Genomic DNA, 16,242 nt, shown 5'->3' on the forward strand with positions numbered 1-16,242 from the left:
CTCCGGCCCGGCGCGGCACCCCCGAAACGCCGAACGCGGCGGCCGTCGCACTGGACGGCCGCCGCGCCGGGACTTCGCTACTCGATGCGGGGTACTAGCTCGGCACCTTCTCGAGCTCGGCCACGTGATGAGACTTCGAGCCCCAGCCCACGTGCGCCTCGGCCCGCATGCGCTCCACCATGTGCGGGTAGTGCAGCTCGAACGCCGGACGCTCGGAGCGGATCCGCGGCAGCTCGTAGAAGTTGTGCCGCGGCGGCGGGCAGGTGGTGGCCCACTCCAGCGAGTTGCCGTAGCCCCACGGATCGTCCACGGTCACGACCTCGCCGTAGCGGTAGCTCTTGAAGACGTTCCAGATGAACGGCAGCGTCGAGGCACCGAGGATGAAGGCGCCGATCGTGGAGATCGTGTTCAGGGTGGTGAAACCGTCGGTCGGCAGGTAGTCCGCGTAACGACGCGGCATGCCCTCGTTACCCAGCCAGTGCTGCACCAGGAAGGTGGTGTGGAAGCCGACCATGGTCGCCCAGAAGTGCCACTTGCCCAGGCGCTCGTCCAGCATGCGGCCGGTCATCTTCGGGAACCAGAAGTAGATACCGGCGAAGGTGGCGAACACGATGGTGCCGAAGAGCACGTAGTGGAAGTGCGCGACCACGAAGTAGGTGTCGGACACGTGGAAGTCCAGCGGCGGGCTGGCCAGGATGACGCCCGACAGACCACCGAAGAGGAACGTGACCAGGAAGCCGACCGAGAACAACATCGGTGATTCGAAGGTCAACTGGCCCTTCCACATCGTGCCGATCCAGTTGAAGAACTTCACACCGGTCGGAACCGCGATCAGGAAGGTCATGAACGAGAAGTACGGCAGCAGCACCGCACCGGTGGCGTACATGTGGTGCGCCCACACCGCGATCGACAGCGCGGCGATGCCCAGGGTCGCGTAGACCAGAGTGGTGTAACCGAAGATCGGCTTACGGCTGAAGACCGGGAAGATCTCGGACACGATGCCGAAGAACGGCAGCGCGATGATGTACACCTCGGGGTGGCCGAAGTACCAGAACAGGTGCTGGTAGAGCAGCGAACCGCCGGTGGCCGGGTCGTAGATGTGGCCGCCCAGGTGACGGTCGTAGGCCAGCGCCATCAGCGCGGCGGTCAGCAGCGGGAAGGCCAGCAGCACGAGGACGCTGGTGACGGCGATGTTCCAGGTGAAGATCGGCATCCGGAACAGGGTCATACCCGGGCAGCGCAGGCAGACGACGGTGGTCAGCATGTTGACACCACCGAGGATGGTGCCCAGACCGGAGACGGCCAGACCCAGAATCCACAGGTCGGCGCCGACACCCGGGGAGTGCACGATGTCCGACAGCGGGGTGTAGGCGGTCCAGCCGAAGTCGGCGGCGCCACCGGGGGTGATGAAACCCGCGGTCGCCATGGTCGCGCCGAACAGGTACAGCCAGTAGCTGAACGCGTTCAGACGCGGGAAGGCGACGTCGGGCGCACCGATCTGCAGCGGCAGCACGATGTTGGCGAAGCCGAACACGATCGCGGTCGCATAGAACAGCAGCATGATCGTGCCGTGCATGGTGAACAGCTGGTTGAACTGCTCCGGCGACAGGAACTGCAGACCCGGACGAGCGAGCTCACCACGCATCAGCAGGGCCATCAGACCGCCGATCATGAAGAACGACATCGCGGTCACCAGGTACATCACACCGAGGACCTTGGGGTCCGTGGTGGTGACGGCCTTGTAGATGAACGAACCCTTCGGGCCCAGTCGTGCCGGATACGGCCGTGTCGCTTCCAGCTTGGGGACTGGCTGGGGCTCTACAGCAGTCACTGATCCTCCTGAAGGTGTGCCTTCTGCTCGTTTCGCACGCTCGTGCGTTCCGGCGCATGACGAAACGACGGTGGCTTGCGCTAGAGGCATCGTAAACCGTGGCGTCGCAGGCGTCCGACGGGGTCCTACTCTGTGTCGTATTCGCCGCGCGGACGGTGCCGCAATCATCCTGCACGTGGGCGCATGTACCCTACGCTGCATGCCGGTGAGCGAACGCGTCTCCACCCGAAAGCCCAAGACCCGCAAGCGCACCAGTGCGCGCCGGCTCGCGCTCGGCGGTGCGGCCGCGGGCGCCGTGGCCCTCCTGGCCACCGGCTGCGGCACCGGGGGCGACGACGCGTCGAGTTCGATCGTCCGGACCACCACCAATATCGCCGGCGCGAGCGTGGTCGGCATCGAGCGCGACACCACCCGCGCCTGCGCCCTGCCCAGCGCCCCCGACCAGGCCTCGGGCACCCACACGGTGGCGGGGACCCAGGTGCCCGCGGATCCGAAACGCATTGTCGTGCTGGATACCGCCGCGCTGGACGCGGTCTGCGCGGTGGGCCTGTGGGAGCGGGTCGTCGGCACGACCACCGCGGCCGGACCGGCGCCGCAGCCGAACTATCTGGGCACCGGCGTCCTGAAGATCCCGAGCGTGGGGACCTCGGGGGCGGTGGACACGGCCAAAATCTCCACGCTGCAACCGGATCTGATTCTCGGCGCCGCGGGTGACGGGGATCTCGCCGCGCTGCGCGGGATCGCCCCGACCGTGCTGGTCGACCATCGCGGCTGGCAGGACGATTTCACCGCCTACGCCGAGGCGCTGGGACGCGGTTCGGCCGGCGCGAAGGCGCTCGCGGACTACCGCACGGACGCCCGCGAAACTGGGGCCTCGATCGCCGCCAACCTGTCGCAGGCGTCGGTGATCCGCTTCTCCCCCAAGGATATTCAGGTCCAGGGCACCGACACGTTCGCGGGACAGGTCCTTGCCGACGCCGGCGTGCAGCGCCCCGGCGCCCAGCGCGATCGCTCGTTCACGGTGGACAGCCTCGCCACCGAAAGCGACCGCAACAAGATCGAGGGCGACATCATCTATCTGATGTTCGACGGCCCCGACGGTAAGAGCCACGGCGAATCAGTGATGAAGGGCGACGACTGGAAAGCGCTCGGCGCCGTCTCCGACAAGCGCGATTTCGCCGTCGAGGACGATCTCTGGCACGGTTCCGGGCTCACCGCCGCGCGGGCGATCCTCGACGACCTGCGCAAGACGCTCAACGGGTACGTGACGGACTGAGCCGAGGACGCGCGGCAGGCGTCGCGCCCCGGTTCAACGACCGTCCGCGTCGCCCGCCCGTCTCTCGATACGCGACGACGTATTCGGCCGGCCCGGCGGTGGTTGGCGCGGATCGTCGGCGGCCGCGCGTGGGCGTAGCGCGTAGGCGGGCACCAACTGGTCGGTGAGATGCAGCGGCGTCCGCCCGTCCGCGTAACAGACCGAGAAATTCACCCGGCCCAGCCACTCACCGCTGAACGAGGGCACCCAGTGCGTCAACGTCCCCGGCCGCTCCCCCGTCATATCCAGCCCCGCCCCGTTGACGTGCCGGGGCGTGCCCGGATCCCGGATCAGAATCGCATCCAACCGCACCCACACCGGTTTCGGCGGCTGCACGAGCACCCGGTAGTAATAGCCGGCCTCGTTCGGATACTGCAGCTGCGGTTCGGTCCCCTCGGTCCGCGGAACACCGTCCGGAAGCCGTCGCGGCGCCCGGCCGGAGAACCCATCGCCCGTCCCCTCCGACGACACACCCCCACCGGCACTCGAACACATATTCGAATAATACCGAGCGGTCGGCCCGATCGACACTCACCCCACCGCATCCGGGCCGTACCGCGTCCGGGCACGTCATGATGGGACGGGTGGGCAGACTTCTCGTGCTGGTGAACGGTCTTCCGGGCGCCGGTAAATCGACCGTCGGACAGGCGCTGGCACGGGTCCTGGGCGCCCGATTCCTTTCGAAGGACACGGTCAAGAAGGCGTTGGCGGCCTGCGTCGACGACCCCGCCGGTCTCCCGGATCTGGGCGGTGTCGCGATGGACGCGGTCTGGTCCCTGGCCCGAACCAGCCCCACCTCGGTCGTCATCGATTCCTGGTGGTTCGCACCGCGCGACCGGGAATTCGCCCGCGCCGGTATCGAGAAGGTCGGCGCGGACCGGGCCGTCGAAGTCTGGTGCGACGCGCCGGCGGCGGTGGCGAGGGCCCGCTACACGCGACGGCGCCGTGCCGACTTCTTCCACGACAACGAGCGCCTGAGCACGCACTGGGACCTCTGGGCGGACCAGGCGACGCCCTTGGGACTCGTCCCGCTCGTCGTCGTCGACACGACCATCCCGGTCGACTACGCCGATTTGACCGAACGGATCGACCGAGCCACCGACGATACCGAGCCCGGCCGGGCATCGAATCTCCTTCCACCCCAGCGCACTTGACCGATACCAGCTTCGGCAGCGACCGGAGCCTCCGCCCACCCCGAGCCCCTCGGTGACGCGGACAACGTCCGAGCGCTTGCGCACAGCGCCTCAGCCTCGACTACCACCTGTTGCCGCCATCTGATTGGCGACCGCGGAGCCCTCGAGATGTCGCCGACCTCAGGCGCGGTCGTGGATGGTGACGGCATATCCATCGGGATCGGCGAAGGTGAAGGTTCGGCCGAAGGGGCCGTCGACGGGTGCGGCGAGGATCGAGACTCCGGCAGCGGCCAGATGATCGTGCATTTGCTGCGCGTCGCCGGCATGCAGCCACAGTGCGACACCGGCGCCCGGGCGCGGCGCGACGGCATCGAGATCGACGCCCGGCAGCGGCGTCCGCACCGCGAAAGACACCGGGGCCGTGTCGAATACGACCGCACCGGGCGGGCTCGCCGGAGCGCGGCGCAATCCGAGATGCGTCTCGTAGAACTCGGCCGCCGCATCCACATCACGCACCTGCAGGGCGATGAAATCGGGTCCGGTCACAGTAGACATGAGCTTTCTCCTTCTATGTCAGGGTTCTGACATAGAAGGATATGTCAGAATCCTGACATGTCGCAAGAGAAGGTGGACCTCGATTCGTCCGTGGGTTATGTCCTCAAACAGGCCGCGGCGGCCTTGCGCGGCGCCATGGACACCGCCCTGCGGCCGTTGGGCCTGAGCGTGCCGCAATACGCATGCCTCGAACTGCTGGGTCAGCGACCGGGCCTGTCCGCGGCGGAGCTGGCTCGCGGCGCGTTCGTCACACGCCAGTCCATGCATACGGTGCTGCAAGGTCTGGAGGATCGCGGTCTCCTGGAACGTCCGTCCGCCGCACCGCACGGGCGGGCCTTACCGACTCGACTCACCGCCGAGGGCGCCCGCCTGCTCGCACGGGCCAGTCACCTCGTCGCCGAGGTCGAGAGTCGGATGATCGCGGCCCTGCCCGCAGGCAACGCAGAACGCCTGCACCGCGACCTGACCACGTGCGCGGAAGCTCTCGATCCGACGAAGCACTGAACGACTCCATCCGCCCCAAGGGTCGACCGGCACATCGGCCCTGCCCTACATAAGCGAAACCCGGACGTACGCAATGCGATACGCCCGGGTTGTCACGTGAGAGCGAAACTCAGAACTCCCAGTCCTCGTCCTCGGTGTTGACCGCCTTGCCGATGACATAGCTGGAACCGGAGCCGGAGAAGAAGTCGTGGTTCTCGTCGGCGTTCGGGGACAGCGCCGAGAGGATCGCCGGATTGACGTCGGTCTCGTCGCGCGGGAACAGACCCTCGTAGCCGAGGTTCATCAGCGCCTTGTTGGCGTTGTAGCGCAGGAACTTCTTGACGTCCTCGGTGAGGCCGACCTCGTCGTAGAGGTCCTGGGTGTATTCGACCTCGTTCTCGTACAGCTCGAACAGCAACTCGAAGGTGTAGTTCTTGAGTTCGTCACGCTCGGGCTGAGTGAGGTCCTCGAGACCCTTCTGGTACTTGTAGCCGATGTAGTAGCCGTGCACGGCCTCGTCGCGGATGATCAGGCGGATCAGGTCGGCGGTGTTGGTGAGCTTGGCGCGCGAGGACCAGTACATCGGCAGGTAGAAACCGGAGTAGAACAGGAAGCTCTCCAGCAGCGTGGAGGCCACCTTGCGCTTGAGCGGCTCGTCGCCCCGGTAGTACTCGAGCACGATCTCGGCCTTGCGCTGCAGATTCGGGTTCTCCTCCGACCAGCGGAAGGCGTCGTCGATCTCACGGGTGGAGCACAGCGTGGAAAAGATGGAGCTGTAGCTCTTGGCGTGCACCGACTCCATGAACGCGATATTGGTGTACACCGCCTCCTCGTGCGGGGTGCGCGCGTCCGGAATCAGGCTCACCGCGCCGACGGTGCCCTGGATGGTGTCCAGCAGGGTCAAGCCCGTGAACACCCGCATGGTCAGCTGCTTCTCCTGCGCGTTCAGCGTGGCCCACGACGGAATGTCGTTCGATACCGGAACCTTCTCCGGCAACCAGAAGTTGCCGACGAGCCGGTCCCAGACCTCGGCATCCTTCTCGTCGGGCACCCGATTCCAGTTGATCGCAGACACTCGATCGATCAGCTTCACGCCCGCTCACTCACCCTTCCCGCTTCGCCGGTCATTGTACGCTCGGACACTACTCCTAGTGGACCTCCGCTCAGCACAGCACAAGGGCTTGTGTCTCCCATGTCCTGGGCAAATGCGTTCCGGGGTGGGAAGTTCCACACCGCGGCCGCGAGCGAATGACGAGCGCGCGATGCACAGGCTACTGCCGCCGCCACGATCGCAGCAATGATGCCGAGAGTTTGCCGGATGCCCGCAGGAATCGATGGTCCCGGACGGGGTTTGCTCCCGACCGAGACTCGGCACCTCGACCCGGCGACCGTTTCGCACGCCGGTGGTGTGCACTAATCGTGCAAACCTGGTCGGCTTCAGCAGTTTTCTCACATTTTCACGGAGGTTTGCACGAAAAGTTCACCCGGACGAGCCGCCCTCACTCGCTCAGCAGCAGTTCGGCCACGGCCTGCGGGGCCTCGTGCATGGCGTCGTGGCCGGTCGGGAGGTCGTGGACCAGCCATTCGGGGTCGGCTTGGAGGCGGGTGCGGAGGCCGGCGAAGGGGGTGTGGTCTTCCCAGCCGGAGCAGTAGACGAACTCTCGGCGCGGGACTCGGGCGAATGCGCCGGTGAGCCGGATCGTCTGCATGAAGGACGCGAGGGGGTGGGGGCGGCGGCGGGGGTCGCCGTTGCCGGGTGGGCGGACGGCGTAGCCGGTGGTCGCGGCGCCCGCGGCGAGGACCTCGCGGAAGTAGTCGTTCGTTGCGGACCAGCACGATTCGCCGTCGCGGGGGACGTACGCGTCGAGATGCACCAGGCGGGAGATCCGGCCGCCGGCGCGGTCGGCGGCCGCGGCGATCACCATTCCGCCGTAACTGTGACCGACCAGCGTCACGCCGGTGAGGCGGGCGTGGTCGAGGAATCGCACGACGTCGTCGGCGTGGGTGTCGAGGGTGGTCGTCGCGACCGTCGCGGCGTCGTCGTCCGGCCGCAGGCCGGTCAGGGTCAGGGCGTGGACGGTGTGACCGGCTTGCTCCAGGAGTGGAACCACCGTCTCGAACGACCAGGAACCCTTCCAACCGCCGGGCACCAAAACGTATGTCCCCATGTGCTTTTCCCACTTTCTCCAGCCGCGGAGTCGAGGCACGCTACCTCGATCACTTCGCGTGGAGACAGTCTCACCGGCGAGGAGTGTGGCTTGCTACCGATAGAAAGCCATGTGATACCTGTTCGCCGCCAAGCTCGGCAGGTGCCCTGTATCTGCTCCCGAAGTGCGCAGTCCCGACTCAGATCCCCAGTACGAGCTTCGCGGTCGTGAAGTAGATGATCAGCCCGGTCGCATCGACCAGCGTCGTCACCATGGGCGCGGAGATGACCGCCGGGTCGATGCGTAATTTCTTGGCCAGCAACGGCATCGTGCCGCCGATGGTCGCGGCCCAGCCACAGATGATCACCAGGGTGATGCCGACGACCAGCGCGATCTGCGCGCCGACGAACGCCGCTCCGATGACCGTGCCGACCACCGCGAGCATCGAGCCCAGCACCAATCCGACCCGGCATTCGCGCCAGATGACCTTCAGCAGATCCGACACCCGCACCTCGCCGACGGCCAAGGCCCGCACGCACGAGGTCGCCGCCTGCGCACCGGCATTGCCGCCCGCGCCGATCAGCAGCGGAATGAACAGCGCCAGATTCGCGGCCTGGGCCAGCGTCGCCTCGAACGCGTCGGTGACCGTGACCGTCAGGGTGGCCGCGACCAGCAGCAACAGCAACCACATCGCGCGGTAGCGGGCCAGCTGGAACACACCGGCGGCCATGTAGTGCCCGGACCAGGGGCTGGCACCGGCCTGCCGTGCCACATCCTCGCTGTCGGCGGCCTCGATGACCTCGACCGCGTCGTCGATGGTCAGCAGTCCGACCAGCCGGTCCTCACTGTCGACGACCGGCAGGTTGATCAGGTTGGTCTCGCGCATGAGCCGCGCCGCCTTCTCCGCGGCATCGGTCGCGCGGGCGAAAACCGGTGCGGTGACGACGAGTTCGGTCAGCATCGTGCCGGGATCGCTGAGGACCAGTTCACGCATCTCGACCACGCCGGTGAGCCGGCGACCGCCGTCCACCACCGGCAGCGTGTACACGGTCTCCGCATGCGCGCCCTTGGTGCGAACCACCCGCAGCGCCTGTTCGACGGTCAGATCACAATGCAGCGCAACGGCTTCCGGCGTCATGTAGCGACCGACCGACCCCTCGGGGTAGCCGAGCAGCGCCGCGGTCATCCGACGTTCGCGTGGGCTCAGCCCGGCCAGCACCTTCTTCGCGACCGTCGCGGGGGCTTCGCGCAGCATCCGGGCCCGGTCGTCGGGGTCCATGCCTTCGACCAGTTCCCGGAAGCTCTGATCGCGCATTCCGGACAGGATCTGCTGCTGGTCGACCGGCTCGAGCTCCTCGAACACCGCCAGCGCCCGGTCCTTGTCGAGCAGCCGGAACGCGATGCCGGCGTGCACGGCGTCCATGCGCGCGAGTTCGTCGGCGATCCGATGCGGGACGTGGTCGTCCAGCCAGTTCAGCGCGGCGTCGACACGGCGGTCGTCGATGAGGTCGCGAAGCGAGACGTGATCCGAATGCTGTTCGGCGACAGTCGTTTCGGCAGTGGCGGCACTGTGGACCGCCGTATCGGCCTGCGTAGGGGTCGCCGCGTGTCCGTCATCCGGGACATCAGGGCGTGCGGGCGCGACAAAGAACAGATCGGTCGACATGACAGAACCTCGGCATACTGCGAGTGGGTACGGGGTCACGGATCACACCGCGAGGCACCGACCTCGCCACCGAAAGCTCTACCGGCAGAACAGGAGGACGGCGCCGCGCGGCCTTCGACTCGGGGGTTCGCTACGCACAGCCACCCACCTCCTCATCGCCAGCACTTCACCGTCAGAGAATTTCGGATGCCCTCCCGGCACCCCGATAACCTGCCTCGTCGCCTGGTCATCGCCCGGACGCACAGCGCCCGGATGCAGGTTACACCCCCAACCGCCGCCGCGCCGAACCACGAAACTTCGATTTCGCGCATGCACCGAGCGAGGGGTGATCACTACGACGGCCGCCGCCCCCCTCACTCGTCCTTCGTTTCGGCCGCATCCTCGACGCAATATCGACATGTCTCCTTGAAGACACCCTTGTTCGTGTGATGTCGGGTGTGGGCATTGCGCCTGCTCGAAGGCATCGGTCGTCCCTTGCGGGCGGCGGACATCTTCGCCCGAGTCTCAGGGCTGGCCGTCCGCCCGAAGTTCGGATTTCCCGCACCCATTCGCATTTCCGAAAGACGCCGACGCGATTCTTCCGGCATCGCATGGCCGAATCCCGGGTGCGCGGCGCCGAACTTCCCGAAGTTGGGGTTCGCTTCGCCTCGAAACGAGCCGTTGCGGTCGACCGACCATTTCGCGCGTTGCGATGCCGAGTGTGTGCGGCCGAAAAACGGATTCTCGTCACCGAAACGACTCACACCCGGACGTCCGGTCGACCGAATCCGCGCGGCCTCCCGCATTTCGGCGGTCCAGATCACACCAACAGGCCCCAGTCCACCCTCGGACAGGTTGAGTAGCGGCTGACCTTCTTTCCGTAGATAGGCGATCCATGCGATTTCAGCCCGGCCCAGATCCTCGAGGCCGTAAACCCAGTCCAGGACATCCGCAACGACGGCGTCACGGTCCTGTTTGCGCAGCCAGTCGTAGAACGGCGTCTTGCGACCTGCCGCAGCTGCCTTGAAGTGTTGACGGAGCCGTACGTGCTCCAGCTTCGTCGTGAGCCCTACATAGCGATAGTCGTACTCGGTGCGGAGGCGAACTCCGTAGATGACACCGTATTTCGGCTTATCCATCGCACCCCCGCACCGAATCGACTATGCGCGATTACAACATGCAGGAGACACAATTCTCAATTTCAGTCCCTTGCAAAGCCATTTGGCGGATGCGGATGTAGTACAGGGTCTTGATTCCCTTGCGCCAGGCGTAGATCTGGGCCTTGTTGACATCGCGGGTGGTGGCGCTGTCCTTGAAGAACAAGGTCAGCGACAGGCCTTGGTCCACATGCTGGGTGGCCGCGGCGTAGGTGTCGATGATCTTCTCGTAGCCGATGTCGTAGGCGTCGGCGAAGTAGTCGAGATTGTCGTTGGTCAGGTAGGGGGCCGGGTAGTAGACGCGGCCGATCTTGCCTTCCTTGCGGATCTCGATCTTCGACGCCACCGGGTGAATCGAGCTGGTGGAGTGGTTGATGTAGGAGATCGACCCGGTCGGCGGCACCGCCTGCAGGTTCTGGTTGTAGATGCCGTGCTCCATGACCGAGGCCTTCAGCTCGCGCCAGTCCTCCTGGGTCGGGATGTGCACGCCCGCCTCGGCGAAGATCTCCCGCACGCGGTCGGTCTTCGGCTCCCATGCCTGTTCGGTGTACTTGTCGAAGTATTCGCCGCTGGCGTACTTCGACTCCGGGAAACCGCCGAAGGCCGTGCCGCGCTCGATGGCGAGCTTGTTGGAGGCCCGCACCGCGTGGTAGGCGACGGTGTAGAAGTAGATGTTGGTGAAGTCCACACCTTCTTCGGATCCGTAGTGGACCCGTTCGCGCGCCAGATACCCGTGCAGGTTCATCTGGCCCAGGCCGATCGCGTGGGATTCGTTGTTGCCCTGTTCGATCGAGGGCACCGAGTAGATGTGGGTCTGATCCGAGACCGCGGTCAGCGCCCGGATCGCGACCTCGATGGTCTGCCCGAAATCCGGTGAGTCCATGGCCTTGGCGATATTGAGCGAACCCAGGTTGCAGGAGATGTCCTTGCCGACCTTCGCGTAGGACAGGTCGTCGTTGAACACCGACGGCGTGGAGACCTGCAGGATCTCCGAGCACAGGTTGGAGTGGGTGATCTTGCCCTTGATCGGGTTGGCCCGGTTCACCGTGTCCTCGAACATGATGTAGGGGTAACCGGATTCGAACTGCAGCTCGGCGATGGTCTGGAAGAACTCGCGGGCGTTGATCTTCGACTTGCGGATGCGCTTGTCGTCGACCATCTCGTAGTACTTCTCGGTGACGTCGATATCGGCGAACGGCACACCGTAGATGCGCTCGACGTCGTAGGGCGAGAACAGGTACATGTCCTCGTTCTTCTTCGCCAGCTCGAAGGTGATGTCGGGAATCACCACACCCAGCGAGAGCGTCTTGATGCGGATCTTCTCGTCCGCGTTCTCCCGCTTGGTATCGAGGAAGCGGTAGATGTCGGGGTGGTGCGCGTGCAGGTACACCGCACCCGCACCCTGGCGCGCGCCGAGCTGATTGGCGTAGGAGAAGGAGTCCTCGAGCAGCTTCATGATGGGGATGACGCCGGAGGACTGGTTCTCGATCTTCTTGATCGGCGCGCCGTGCTCGCGAATGTTGCTCAGCAGCAACGCGACTCCGCCGCCACGCTTGGACAGCTGCAACGCCGAGTTGATGGAGCGCCCGATGGACTCCATGTTGTCCTCGATGCGCAGCAGGAAGCAGGAGACCGGTTCGCCGCGCTGCTTCTTGCCCGAGTTCAGGAACGTCGGGGTAGCCGGCTGGAAGCGGCCGTCGATGATCTCCTCGACGAGCTGCTGCGCGAGGACCTCGTCACCGGCGGCCAGGGTCAGCGCGACCATGCAGACCCGGTCCTCGAACCGCTCCAGATAGCGCTTCCCGTCGAAGGTCTTCAGCGTGTAGGACGTGTAGTACTTGAAGGCGCCGAGGAAGGTCGGGAACCGGAACTTCTTGGCGTAGGCCTGCTGGAACAGCTTCTTGACGAAGGCCCGGCTGTACTGGTCGAGCACCTCGGGCTCGTAGTAGTTCTCCTCCACGAGGTAGTCGAGCTTCTCGTCGAGGTTGTGGAAGAAGACGGTGTTCTGGTTGACATGCTGCAGGAAGTACTGCCGGGCGGCGGCGACATCCTTGTCGAACTGAATCTCGCCATTCGGTCCGTACAGATTCAGCATCGCGTTGAGCGCGTGATAGTCCAAGCCCTCGGTCGAGGTCTCGGTGCTGACCGGGCGCTCTAGGCGGGCCGTCTTTCCGGCCGGTGCTGTTGTCGTTGCCAAAACAATCCCAATCCCTCTCGGACGCGCTCGACGTCCTCGGCGGTTCCCATCAGTTCGAATCGATACAGGTACGGCACCCCGCATTTGCGCGAGATCACCTCTCCCGCATAGCAATACGTATCGCCGAAGTTCGTGTTGCCGGCCGCGATCACCCCGCGCAACAGCGCACGATTATGCGGATCGTTGAGGAATTTCGCCACCTGCCTGGGGACGAATTCCTTGTCCGAACGCCCGGCTGCCCCCTCGCCGCGCTGCGCGTCGAACACATGCCGGCCGCCACCGTAGGTGGGGCAGATCAGCACATAGGGCGTGTCGACGCGCAGCGAATCGGCGGTGTGGAGCGGAATGCGAACGGCCGGCAAACCCAGCCGTTCGACGAAGCGGTGCGTGTTCTCCGAAGCGCTCGAGAAGTAGACCAGAGCGGGCGTCGATTGGGTCCCTTCCCCGGACAACCCAGCCATCCCACTCCCCCTTCCCACATCGGACGAACGGTGACCGAAGCGGATCAGGCCGCTGCGGTCACCAGGGACTTGATGCGGTCCGGACGGAAACCGGACCAGTGCTCGTCGCCGGCGACGACGACGGGGGCCTGCAGATATCCCAGCGCCATCACGTAGTCGCGGGCCTCGGGGTTCTCGGAGATATCGACGACGTCGTACTCCACACCGGCCTTGTCGAGCGCGCGGTAGGTGGCGTTGCACTGGACACAAGCGGGCTTGGTGTAGACCGTGATACTCATGGGTGACCCTCTCTCCTTGCCTTATCCGATGCAGCCTTGAATCGGTACGCCATCTGCTGTGAGCATCCGTACTGAGCACGATCCATCTGGTACTGCGCAAACCCCTGGAAGTAGGGGCACCACCGGCGATCACACGGTGGTGATCGGCTCGGAGTTCGTCTCCCCTTCCAGCGTTCAAGACACTACACCTAGTGGCCGACAGATTCATACAACACGACATGTTGCGAACCACAAAGATGAAATTCGGCGGCCGTAAGTACCAGGACAGTCGATTCGCAACCCGACACGACAGTGGCGCAGATCACGATTTCATGTCGCAGCTCTCTCCCAGCAAACCCAATGCCACCTCTGGTCACACCGGTCACACCGACCTCAGCAGGCGCGTTCGTGCACACCCGAAACGGCCGAATGCCGCATCCGTCCGAGGGGACGAACGCGGCCTTCCGCCACCTACTCCGGCGTGTCGCAGCCGGACCGGATCAGCCCTGGCGAGCCTTGAACCGCGGCTCCTTCTTGTTGATCACATAGGTCTTGCCATGGCGTCGCACCACCTGGGCACCCGGCTTGTCCTTCAGCGAACGCAGCGAGTTCCGCACCTTCATGACGACCTCCTATTGGAAATGGTTTTCATATCCTATAACGCCGTGGACCTCGGCCGTTAGGACGCCCGTCACGTCACGCCCGACCGATGACCGGCCCCGACGCCACAGAGGGGCCGCACCGTCGGGTGCGACCCCTCGAAAGCTCGAGCCGGTTACCGTCTCACACTCAGGCGTTGACCGATTCCCGCGCGGCGACCAGTTCGGTGATCGCGGCGGCGAGCTGGGTCAGAGCCTCGGCGTCCTCGCGCGGATGGGCCTCGCCGAAGCGCTGGCCGATGGTGCCGAAGTGCAGGTGCGCGCTCTCCACGACGGTGCCGCCGGCCACGCCGACCGCCTTCACCGTGTCACCGTGCGCCCACTTCGCGGCGTTCTGGCTGATCGAGGCGCTGACCACGGCGACCGGCTTGGCCTTGATCGAACCCGCGCCGTAGGGACGCGAGGCCCAGTCGATGGCGTTCTTGAGTACGGCCGGGATGGTCCCGTTGTATTCGGGGACGAACAGCACCAGCGCGTCGGCGGCGGCGACGGCGTCACGCAGCGCCTGCGCCGGCGCGGGCACCTGACCCGGTACGTCGATGTCCTCGTTGTAGAAAGGAATATTGCCGAGACCGTCGTAGATATCGACCTCGACACCTTCCGGTGCGGTCTGGGCGGCGGCCTCGGCCAGCTGCCGGTTGATCGAACCGGCACGCAAGCTGCCGACGAGAGCCAGAATGCGAGTCTGTGACATGATCACTCCTTGTGCGGTGGGACGGCGGTGGCTTCCGCTTTCACGACACGTTAACCGGACTACGGTCCGCTTTCATTCCCGGGTCATGGGGTAACCGAACTGTGAACTGCGACACTCCGGATTCGCCATCGTCGAATTCGTCCCATTCGTCCGATCCACACGCCTCGGATCCGGTCTTCGCCGCCGCGCCGCGTCCCGGCATGCTGCCGCTGGAGGCCGTGGCCATCGAACTGCCGCCGTCCGCGATCACCACCGCGCTGCCGGTAGCCGAGCACTCCGAGCGCAGCGATGCCGTGCGCAACCGGCAACTGCTGCTCGACGCCGCCGAGGAACTGGTCCGCGAATTCGGCGCGGACGGCGTCACGATGGACGCGGTCGCCAAGCGCGCGGGCGTCGGCAAGGGCACCGTGTTCCGGCGATTCGGCAATCGCTCCGGTCTCATGCTGGCGCTGCTCGACCAGTCCGAGCAGAAACTGCAGGCGGCGTTCATGTTCGGGCCGCCGCCGCTGGGTCCGGGCGCCCCGCCGCTGCAGCGGCTGATCGCCTACGGACGCGCCCGTCTGGCCGGGATCGAGGTGGAGGGCGAAATGCGCCGCGCCGCCGACGAATCCGGCCGCTACGCCAGCGCCCCGTACAACATCTCGAAAACCCATGTCTCGCTGCTGCTTCGGCAGCTCGAGGTGGGCGGCGATATCGCGCTGACGGCCGACACACTGCTGGCCATCCTGGACGCCGGCCTGGTGCTGCATCAGCTGCGGGTCCTGGGTTATCGGCCCGAACAGATCGCCGACCACTGGGAAAACGTGGTGCGCGCACTCGTGGCGCCCGCCCAGTAGAGTGGCCGCATGGGGAATCTGCGCGAACAGATCATCACCGAATTGGGTGTCGCGGCCGAGATCGAGCCGAAGGTCGAGGTGCGCCGCCGCGTCGAATTCCTGGCCGACTATCTGAGTTCCACCCCGGCAACGGGTTTCGTCCTCGGCATCAGCGGTGGTCAGGACAGCTCCTTGACCGGCAAACTGTGCCAGCTGGCCGTGGACGAGTTACGCGCCCGGGGACAGGAGGCGACGTTCGTCGCGGTCCGGCTTCCCTATGGTGCCCAGGCCGATGCCGACGACGCGCAGCGGGCACTGGATTTCATCGGCCCGGACCATGTGGTCGAGGTCAATGTGAAGCCCGGCGCGGACGCCGTGGCGGCCGCGACCGCCGAGGGCGTGCGCAAACTACTGGGACACGAGACCGAGCTGCGTGATTTCGTCCGCGGCAACATCAAAGCGCGCGAACGGATGATCATCCAGTACGCGATCGCGGGGCAGTTGAATCTGGTGGTCGTGGGCACCGACCACGCGGCCGAGGCGGTCACCGGCTTCTTCACCAAGCACGGTGACGGCGGGGTCGACATCACTCCGTTGACCGGCCTGACCAAGCGCCAGGGCGCGGCATTGCTCCAGGAATTGGGCGCTCCGCCGAGCCTATGGGAGAAGGTGCCAACCGCCGACCTCGAGGATGATCGCCCGGCACTGCCGGACGAGGAGGCGCTCGGCCTGAAGTACGCCCAGATCGACGATTATCTCGAGGGCAAGGATGTGACGCCGGAGGTGGCCGAGCGCGTCGAGGCGATCTACTGCAACACCCGCCACAAGCGGACGGTGCCGGTGTCGCCCCTCGATACCTGGTGGAAGAACTGAGGGCGACCCCACCGTACGAG

Annotated in this window: 17 protein-coding genes; 5 read left to right on the forward strand and 12 right to left on the reverse strand. The window is 65.7% G+C overall.

The features are described 5' to 3' along the window. Positions 1 to 94: 94 nt before the first annotated feature. A complete protein-coding gene (ctaD, locus tag C8258_RS10505) occupies positions 95 to 1,831 on the reverse strand; it encodes a cytochrome c oxidase subunit I (RefSeq protein WP_063010105.1) in 1,737 nt (578 codons plus the stop codon). Between the two features lie 199 nt (positions 1,832 to 2,030). Here ctaD and C8258_RS10510 point away from each other — a divergent pair, with 199 nt between their 5' ends. After that, on the forward strand, positions 2,031 to 3,107 hold the full coding sequence (locus C8258_RS10510; RefSeq protein ID WP_106955011.1) for an ABC transporter substrate-binding protein: 1,077 nt from the start codon (positions 2,031 to 2,033) through the stop codon (positions 3,105 to 3,107). A gap of 33 nt (positions 3,108 to 3,140) precedes the next feature. Here C8258_RS10510 and C8258_RS32865 read toward each other — a convergent pair whose 3' ends face one another. Then, entirely contained in the window at positions 3,141 to 3,641 is a 501-nt protein-coding gene (locus C8258_RS32865; protein ID WP_199195657.1) for a hypothetical protein, read from the reverse strand. Between the two features lie 89 nt (positions 3,642 to 3,730). On the opposite strand from C8258_RS32865, the gene C8258_RS10520 reads away from it, so the two are divergent. After that, a complete protein-coding gene (locus C8258_RS10520) occupies positions 3,731 to 4,300 on the forward strand; it encodes an AAA family ATPase (RefSeq protein ID WP_158271243.1) in 570 nt (189 codons plus the stop codon). Positions 4,301 to 4,459: 159 nt separating this feature from the next. On the opposite strand, the gene C8258_RS10525 is transcribed toward C8258_RS10520, so the two are convergent. After that, positions 4,460 to 4,834: a VOC family protein gene (locus tag C8258_RS10525; RefSeq protein ID WP_106955013.1), complete on the reverse strand. Its 375-nt coding sequence runs from the start codon at positions 4,832 to 4,834 to the stop codon at positions 4,460 to 4,462. A gap of 57 nt (positions 4,835 to 4,891) precedes the next feature. Between C8258_RS10525 and C8258_RS10530 the strand changes: the two genes are divergently transcribed. Further along, a complete protein-coding gene (locus C8258_RS10530; RefSeq protein WP_106955014.1) occupies positions 4,892 to 5,338 on the forward strand; it encodes a MarR family winged helix-turn-helix transcriptional regulator in 447 nt (148 codons plus the stop codon). A gap of 109 nt (positions 5,339 to 5,447) precedes the next feature. Here C8258_RS10530 and nrdF read toward each other — a convergent pair whose 3' ends face one another. From nrdF to C8258_RS10575, 9 genes are all read right to left on the reverse strand, one after another. Beyond that, positions 5,448 to 6,410 carry a class 1b ribonucleoside-diphosphate reductase subunit beta gene (gene nrdF / locus C8258_RS10535; RefSeq protein WP_036504083.1) on the reverse strand — a complete coding sequence of 321 codons (963 nt, stop codon included), beginning with the start codon at positions 6,408 to 6,410 and terminating at the stop codon, positions 5,448 to 5,450. 406 nt (positions 6,411 to 6,816) lie between these two features. Next, a complete protein-coding gene (locus C8258_RS10540) occupies positions 6,817 to 7,485 on the reverse strand; it encodes an alpha/beta fold hydrolase (RefSeq protein ID WP_106955015.1) in 669 nt (222 codons plus the stop codon). Between the two features lie 178 nt (positions 7,486 to 7,663). Continuing rightward, complete coding sequence (mgtE, locus tag C8258_RS10545) at positions 7,664 to 9,130, reverse strand: magnesium transporter (protein WP_106955016.1); 1,467 nt, start codon at positions 9,128 to 9,130, stop codon at positions 7,664 to 7,666. 353 nt (positions 9,131 to 9,483) lie between these two features. Continuing rightward, positions 9,484 to 10,248: an NUMOD3 domain-containing DNA-binding protein gene (locus C8258_RS10550; RefSeq protein ID WP_106955017.1), complete on the reverse strand. Its 765-nt coding sequence runs from the start codon at positions 10,246 to 10,248 to the stop codon at positions 9,484 to 9,486. Positions 10,249 to 10,279: 31 nt separating this feature from the next. After that, a complete protein-coding gene (nrdE, locus tag C8258_RS10555) occupies positions 10,280 to 12,385 on the reverse strand; it encodes a class 1b ribonucleoside-diphosphate reductase subunit alpha (RefSeq protein WP_039780005.1) in 2,106 nt (701 codons plus the stop codon). Positions 12,386 to 12,420: 35 nt separating this feature from the next. Further along, on the reverse strand, positions 12,421 to 12,924 hold the full coding sequence (gene nrdI, locus C8258_RS10560) for a class Ib ribonucleoside-diphosphate reductase assembly flavoprotein NrdI (RefSeq protein WP_051756104.1): 504 nt from the start codon (positions 12,922 to 12,924) through the stop codon (positions 12,421 to 12,423). Positions 12,925 to 12,968: 44 nt separating this feature from the next. Continuing rightward, a complete protein-coding gene (locus C8258_RS10565; RefSeq protein ID WP_039780008.1) occupies positions 12,969 to 13,202 on the reverse strand; it encodes a redoxin NrdH in 234 nt (77 codons plus the stop codon). A 479-nt stretch (positions 13,203 to 13,681) separates the two neighbouring features. Next, on the reverse strand, positions 13,682 to 13,804 hold the full coding sequence (ykgO, locus tag C8258_RS10570) for a type B 50S ribosomal protein L36 (RefSeq protein WP_106955018.1): 123 nt from the start codon (positions 13,802 to 13,804) through the stop codon (positions 13,682 to 13,684). A gap of 166 nt (positions 13,805 to 13,970) precedes the next feature. Further along, positions 13,971 to 14,534, reverse strand: a complete 564-nt coding sequence (locus C8258_RS10575) for an NAD(P)H-dependent oxidoreductase (protein WP_106955174.1) — start codon at positions 14,532 to 14,534, stop codon at positions 13,971 to 13,973. Between the two features lie 200 nt (positions 14,535 to 14,734). Between C8258_RS10575 and C8258_RS10580 the strand changes: the two genes are divergently transcribed. Together C8258_RS10580 and nadE are read left to right on the forward strand one after the other, a co-directional pair. Continuing rightward, positions 14,735 to 15,370 carry a TetR/AcrR family transcriptional regulator gene (locus C8258_RS10580; RefSeq protein WP_051024853.1) on the forward strand — a complete coding sequence of 212 codons (636 nt, stop codon included), beginning with the start codon at positions 14,735 to 14,737 and terminating at the stop codon, positions 15,368 to 15,370. 9 nt (positions 15,371 to 15,379) lie between these two features. Next, positions 15,380 to 16,222 (forward strand): ammonia-dependent NAD(+) synthetase, encoded by an 843-nt coding sequence (gene nadE / locus C8258_RS10585; RefSeq protein ID WP_106955019.1) that lies wholly within the window; start codon positions 15,380 to 15,382, stop codon positions 16,220 to 16,222. Positions 16,223 to 16,242: the final 20 nt, after the last annotated feature.

Source organism: Nocardia sp. MDA0666, assembly GCF_003023875.1.
Taxonomy (GTDB): domain Bacteria; phylum Actinomycetota; class Actinomycetes; order Mycobacteriales; family Mycobacteriaceae; genus Nocardia; species Nocardia aobensis.

Excerpts from the sequence above, each read along its gene's own strand:
- C8258_RS10510 (WP_106955011.1), top strand. The coding sequence starts at position 2,031 with ATGCCGGTGAGCGAACGCGTCTCCACCCGAAAGCCCAAGACCCGCAAG.
- C8258_RS32865 (WP_199195657.1), bottom strand. The coding sequence starts at position 3,641 with ATGTGTTCGAGTGCCGGTGGGGGTGTGTCGTCGGAGGGGACGGGCGAT.
- C8258_RS10525 (WP_106955013.1), bottom strand. The coding sequence starts at position 4,834 with ATGTCTACTGTGACCGGACCCGATTTCATCGCCCTGCAGGTGCGTGAT.
- C8258_RS10530 (WP_106955014.1), top strand. The coding sequence starts at position 4,892 with ATGTCGCAAGAGAAGGTGGACCTCGATTCGTCCGTGGGTTATGTCCTC.
- C8258_RS10540 (WP_106955015.1), bottom strand. The coding sequence starts at position 7,485 with ATGGGGACATACGTTTTGGTGCCCGGCGGTTGGAAGGGTTCCTGGTCG.
- mgtE (WP_106955016.1), bottom strand. The coding sequence starts at position 9,130 with ATGTCGACCGATCTGTTCTTTGTCGCGCCCGCACGCCCTGATGTCCCG.
- C8258_RS10550 (WP_106955017.1), bottom strand. The coding sequence starts at position 10,248 with ATGGATAAGCCGAAATACGGTGTCATCTACGGAGTTCGCCTCCGCACC.
- nrdI (WP_051756104.1), bottom strand. The coding sequence starts at position 12,924 with ATGGCTGGGTTGTCCGGGGAAGGGACCCAATCGACGCCCGCTCTGGTC.
- C8258_RS10565 (WP_039780008.1), bottom strand. The coding sequence starts at position 13,202 with ATGAGTATCACGGTCTACACCAAGCCCGCTTGTGTCCAGTGCAACGCC.
- ykgO (WP_106955018.1), bottom strand. The coding sequence starts at position 13,804 with ATGAAGGTGCGGAACTCGCTGCGTTCGCTGAAGGACAAGCCGGGTGCC.
- C8258_RS10575 (WP_106955174.1), bottom strand. The coding sequence starts at position 14,534 with ATGTCACAGACTCGCATTCTGGCTCTCGTCGGCAGCTTGCGTGCCGGT.
- C8258_RS10580 (WP_051024853.1), top strand. The coding sequence starts at position 14,735 with ATGCTGCCGCTGGAGGCCGTGGCCATCGAACTGCCGCCGTCCGCGATC.
- nadE (WP_106955019.1), top strand. The coding sequence starts at position 15,380 with ATGGGGAATCTGCGCGAACAGATCATCACCGAATTGGGTGTCGCGGCC.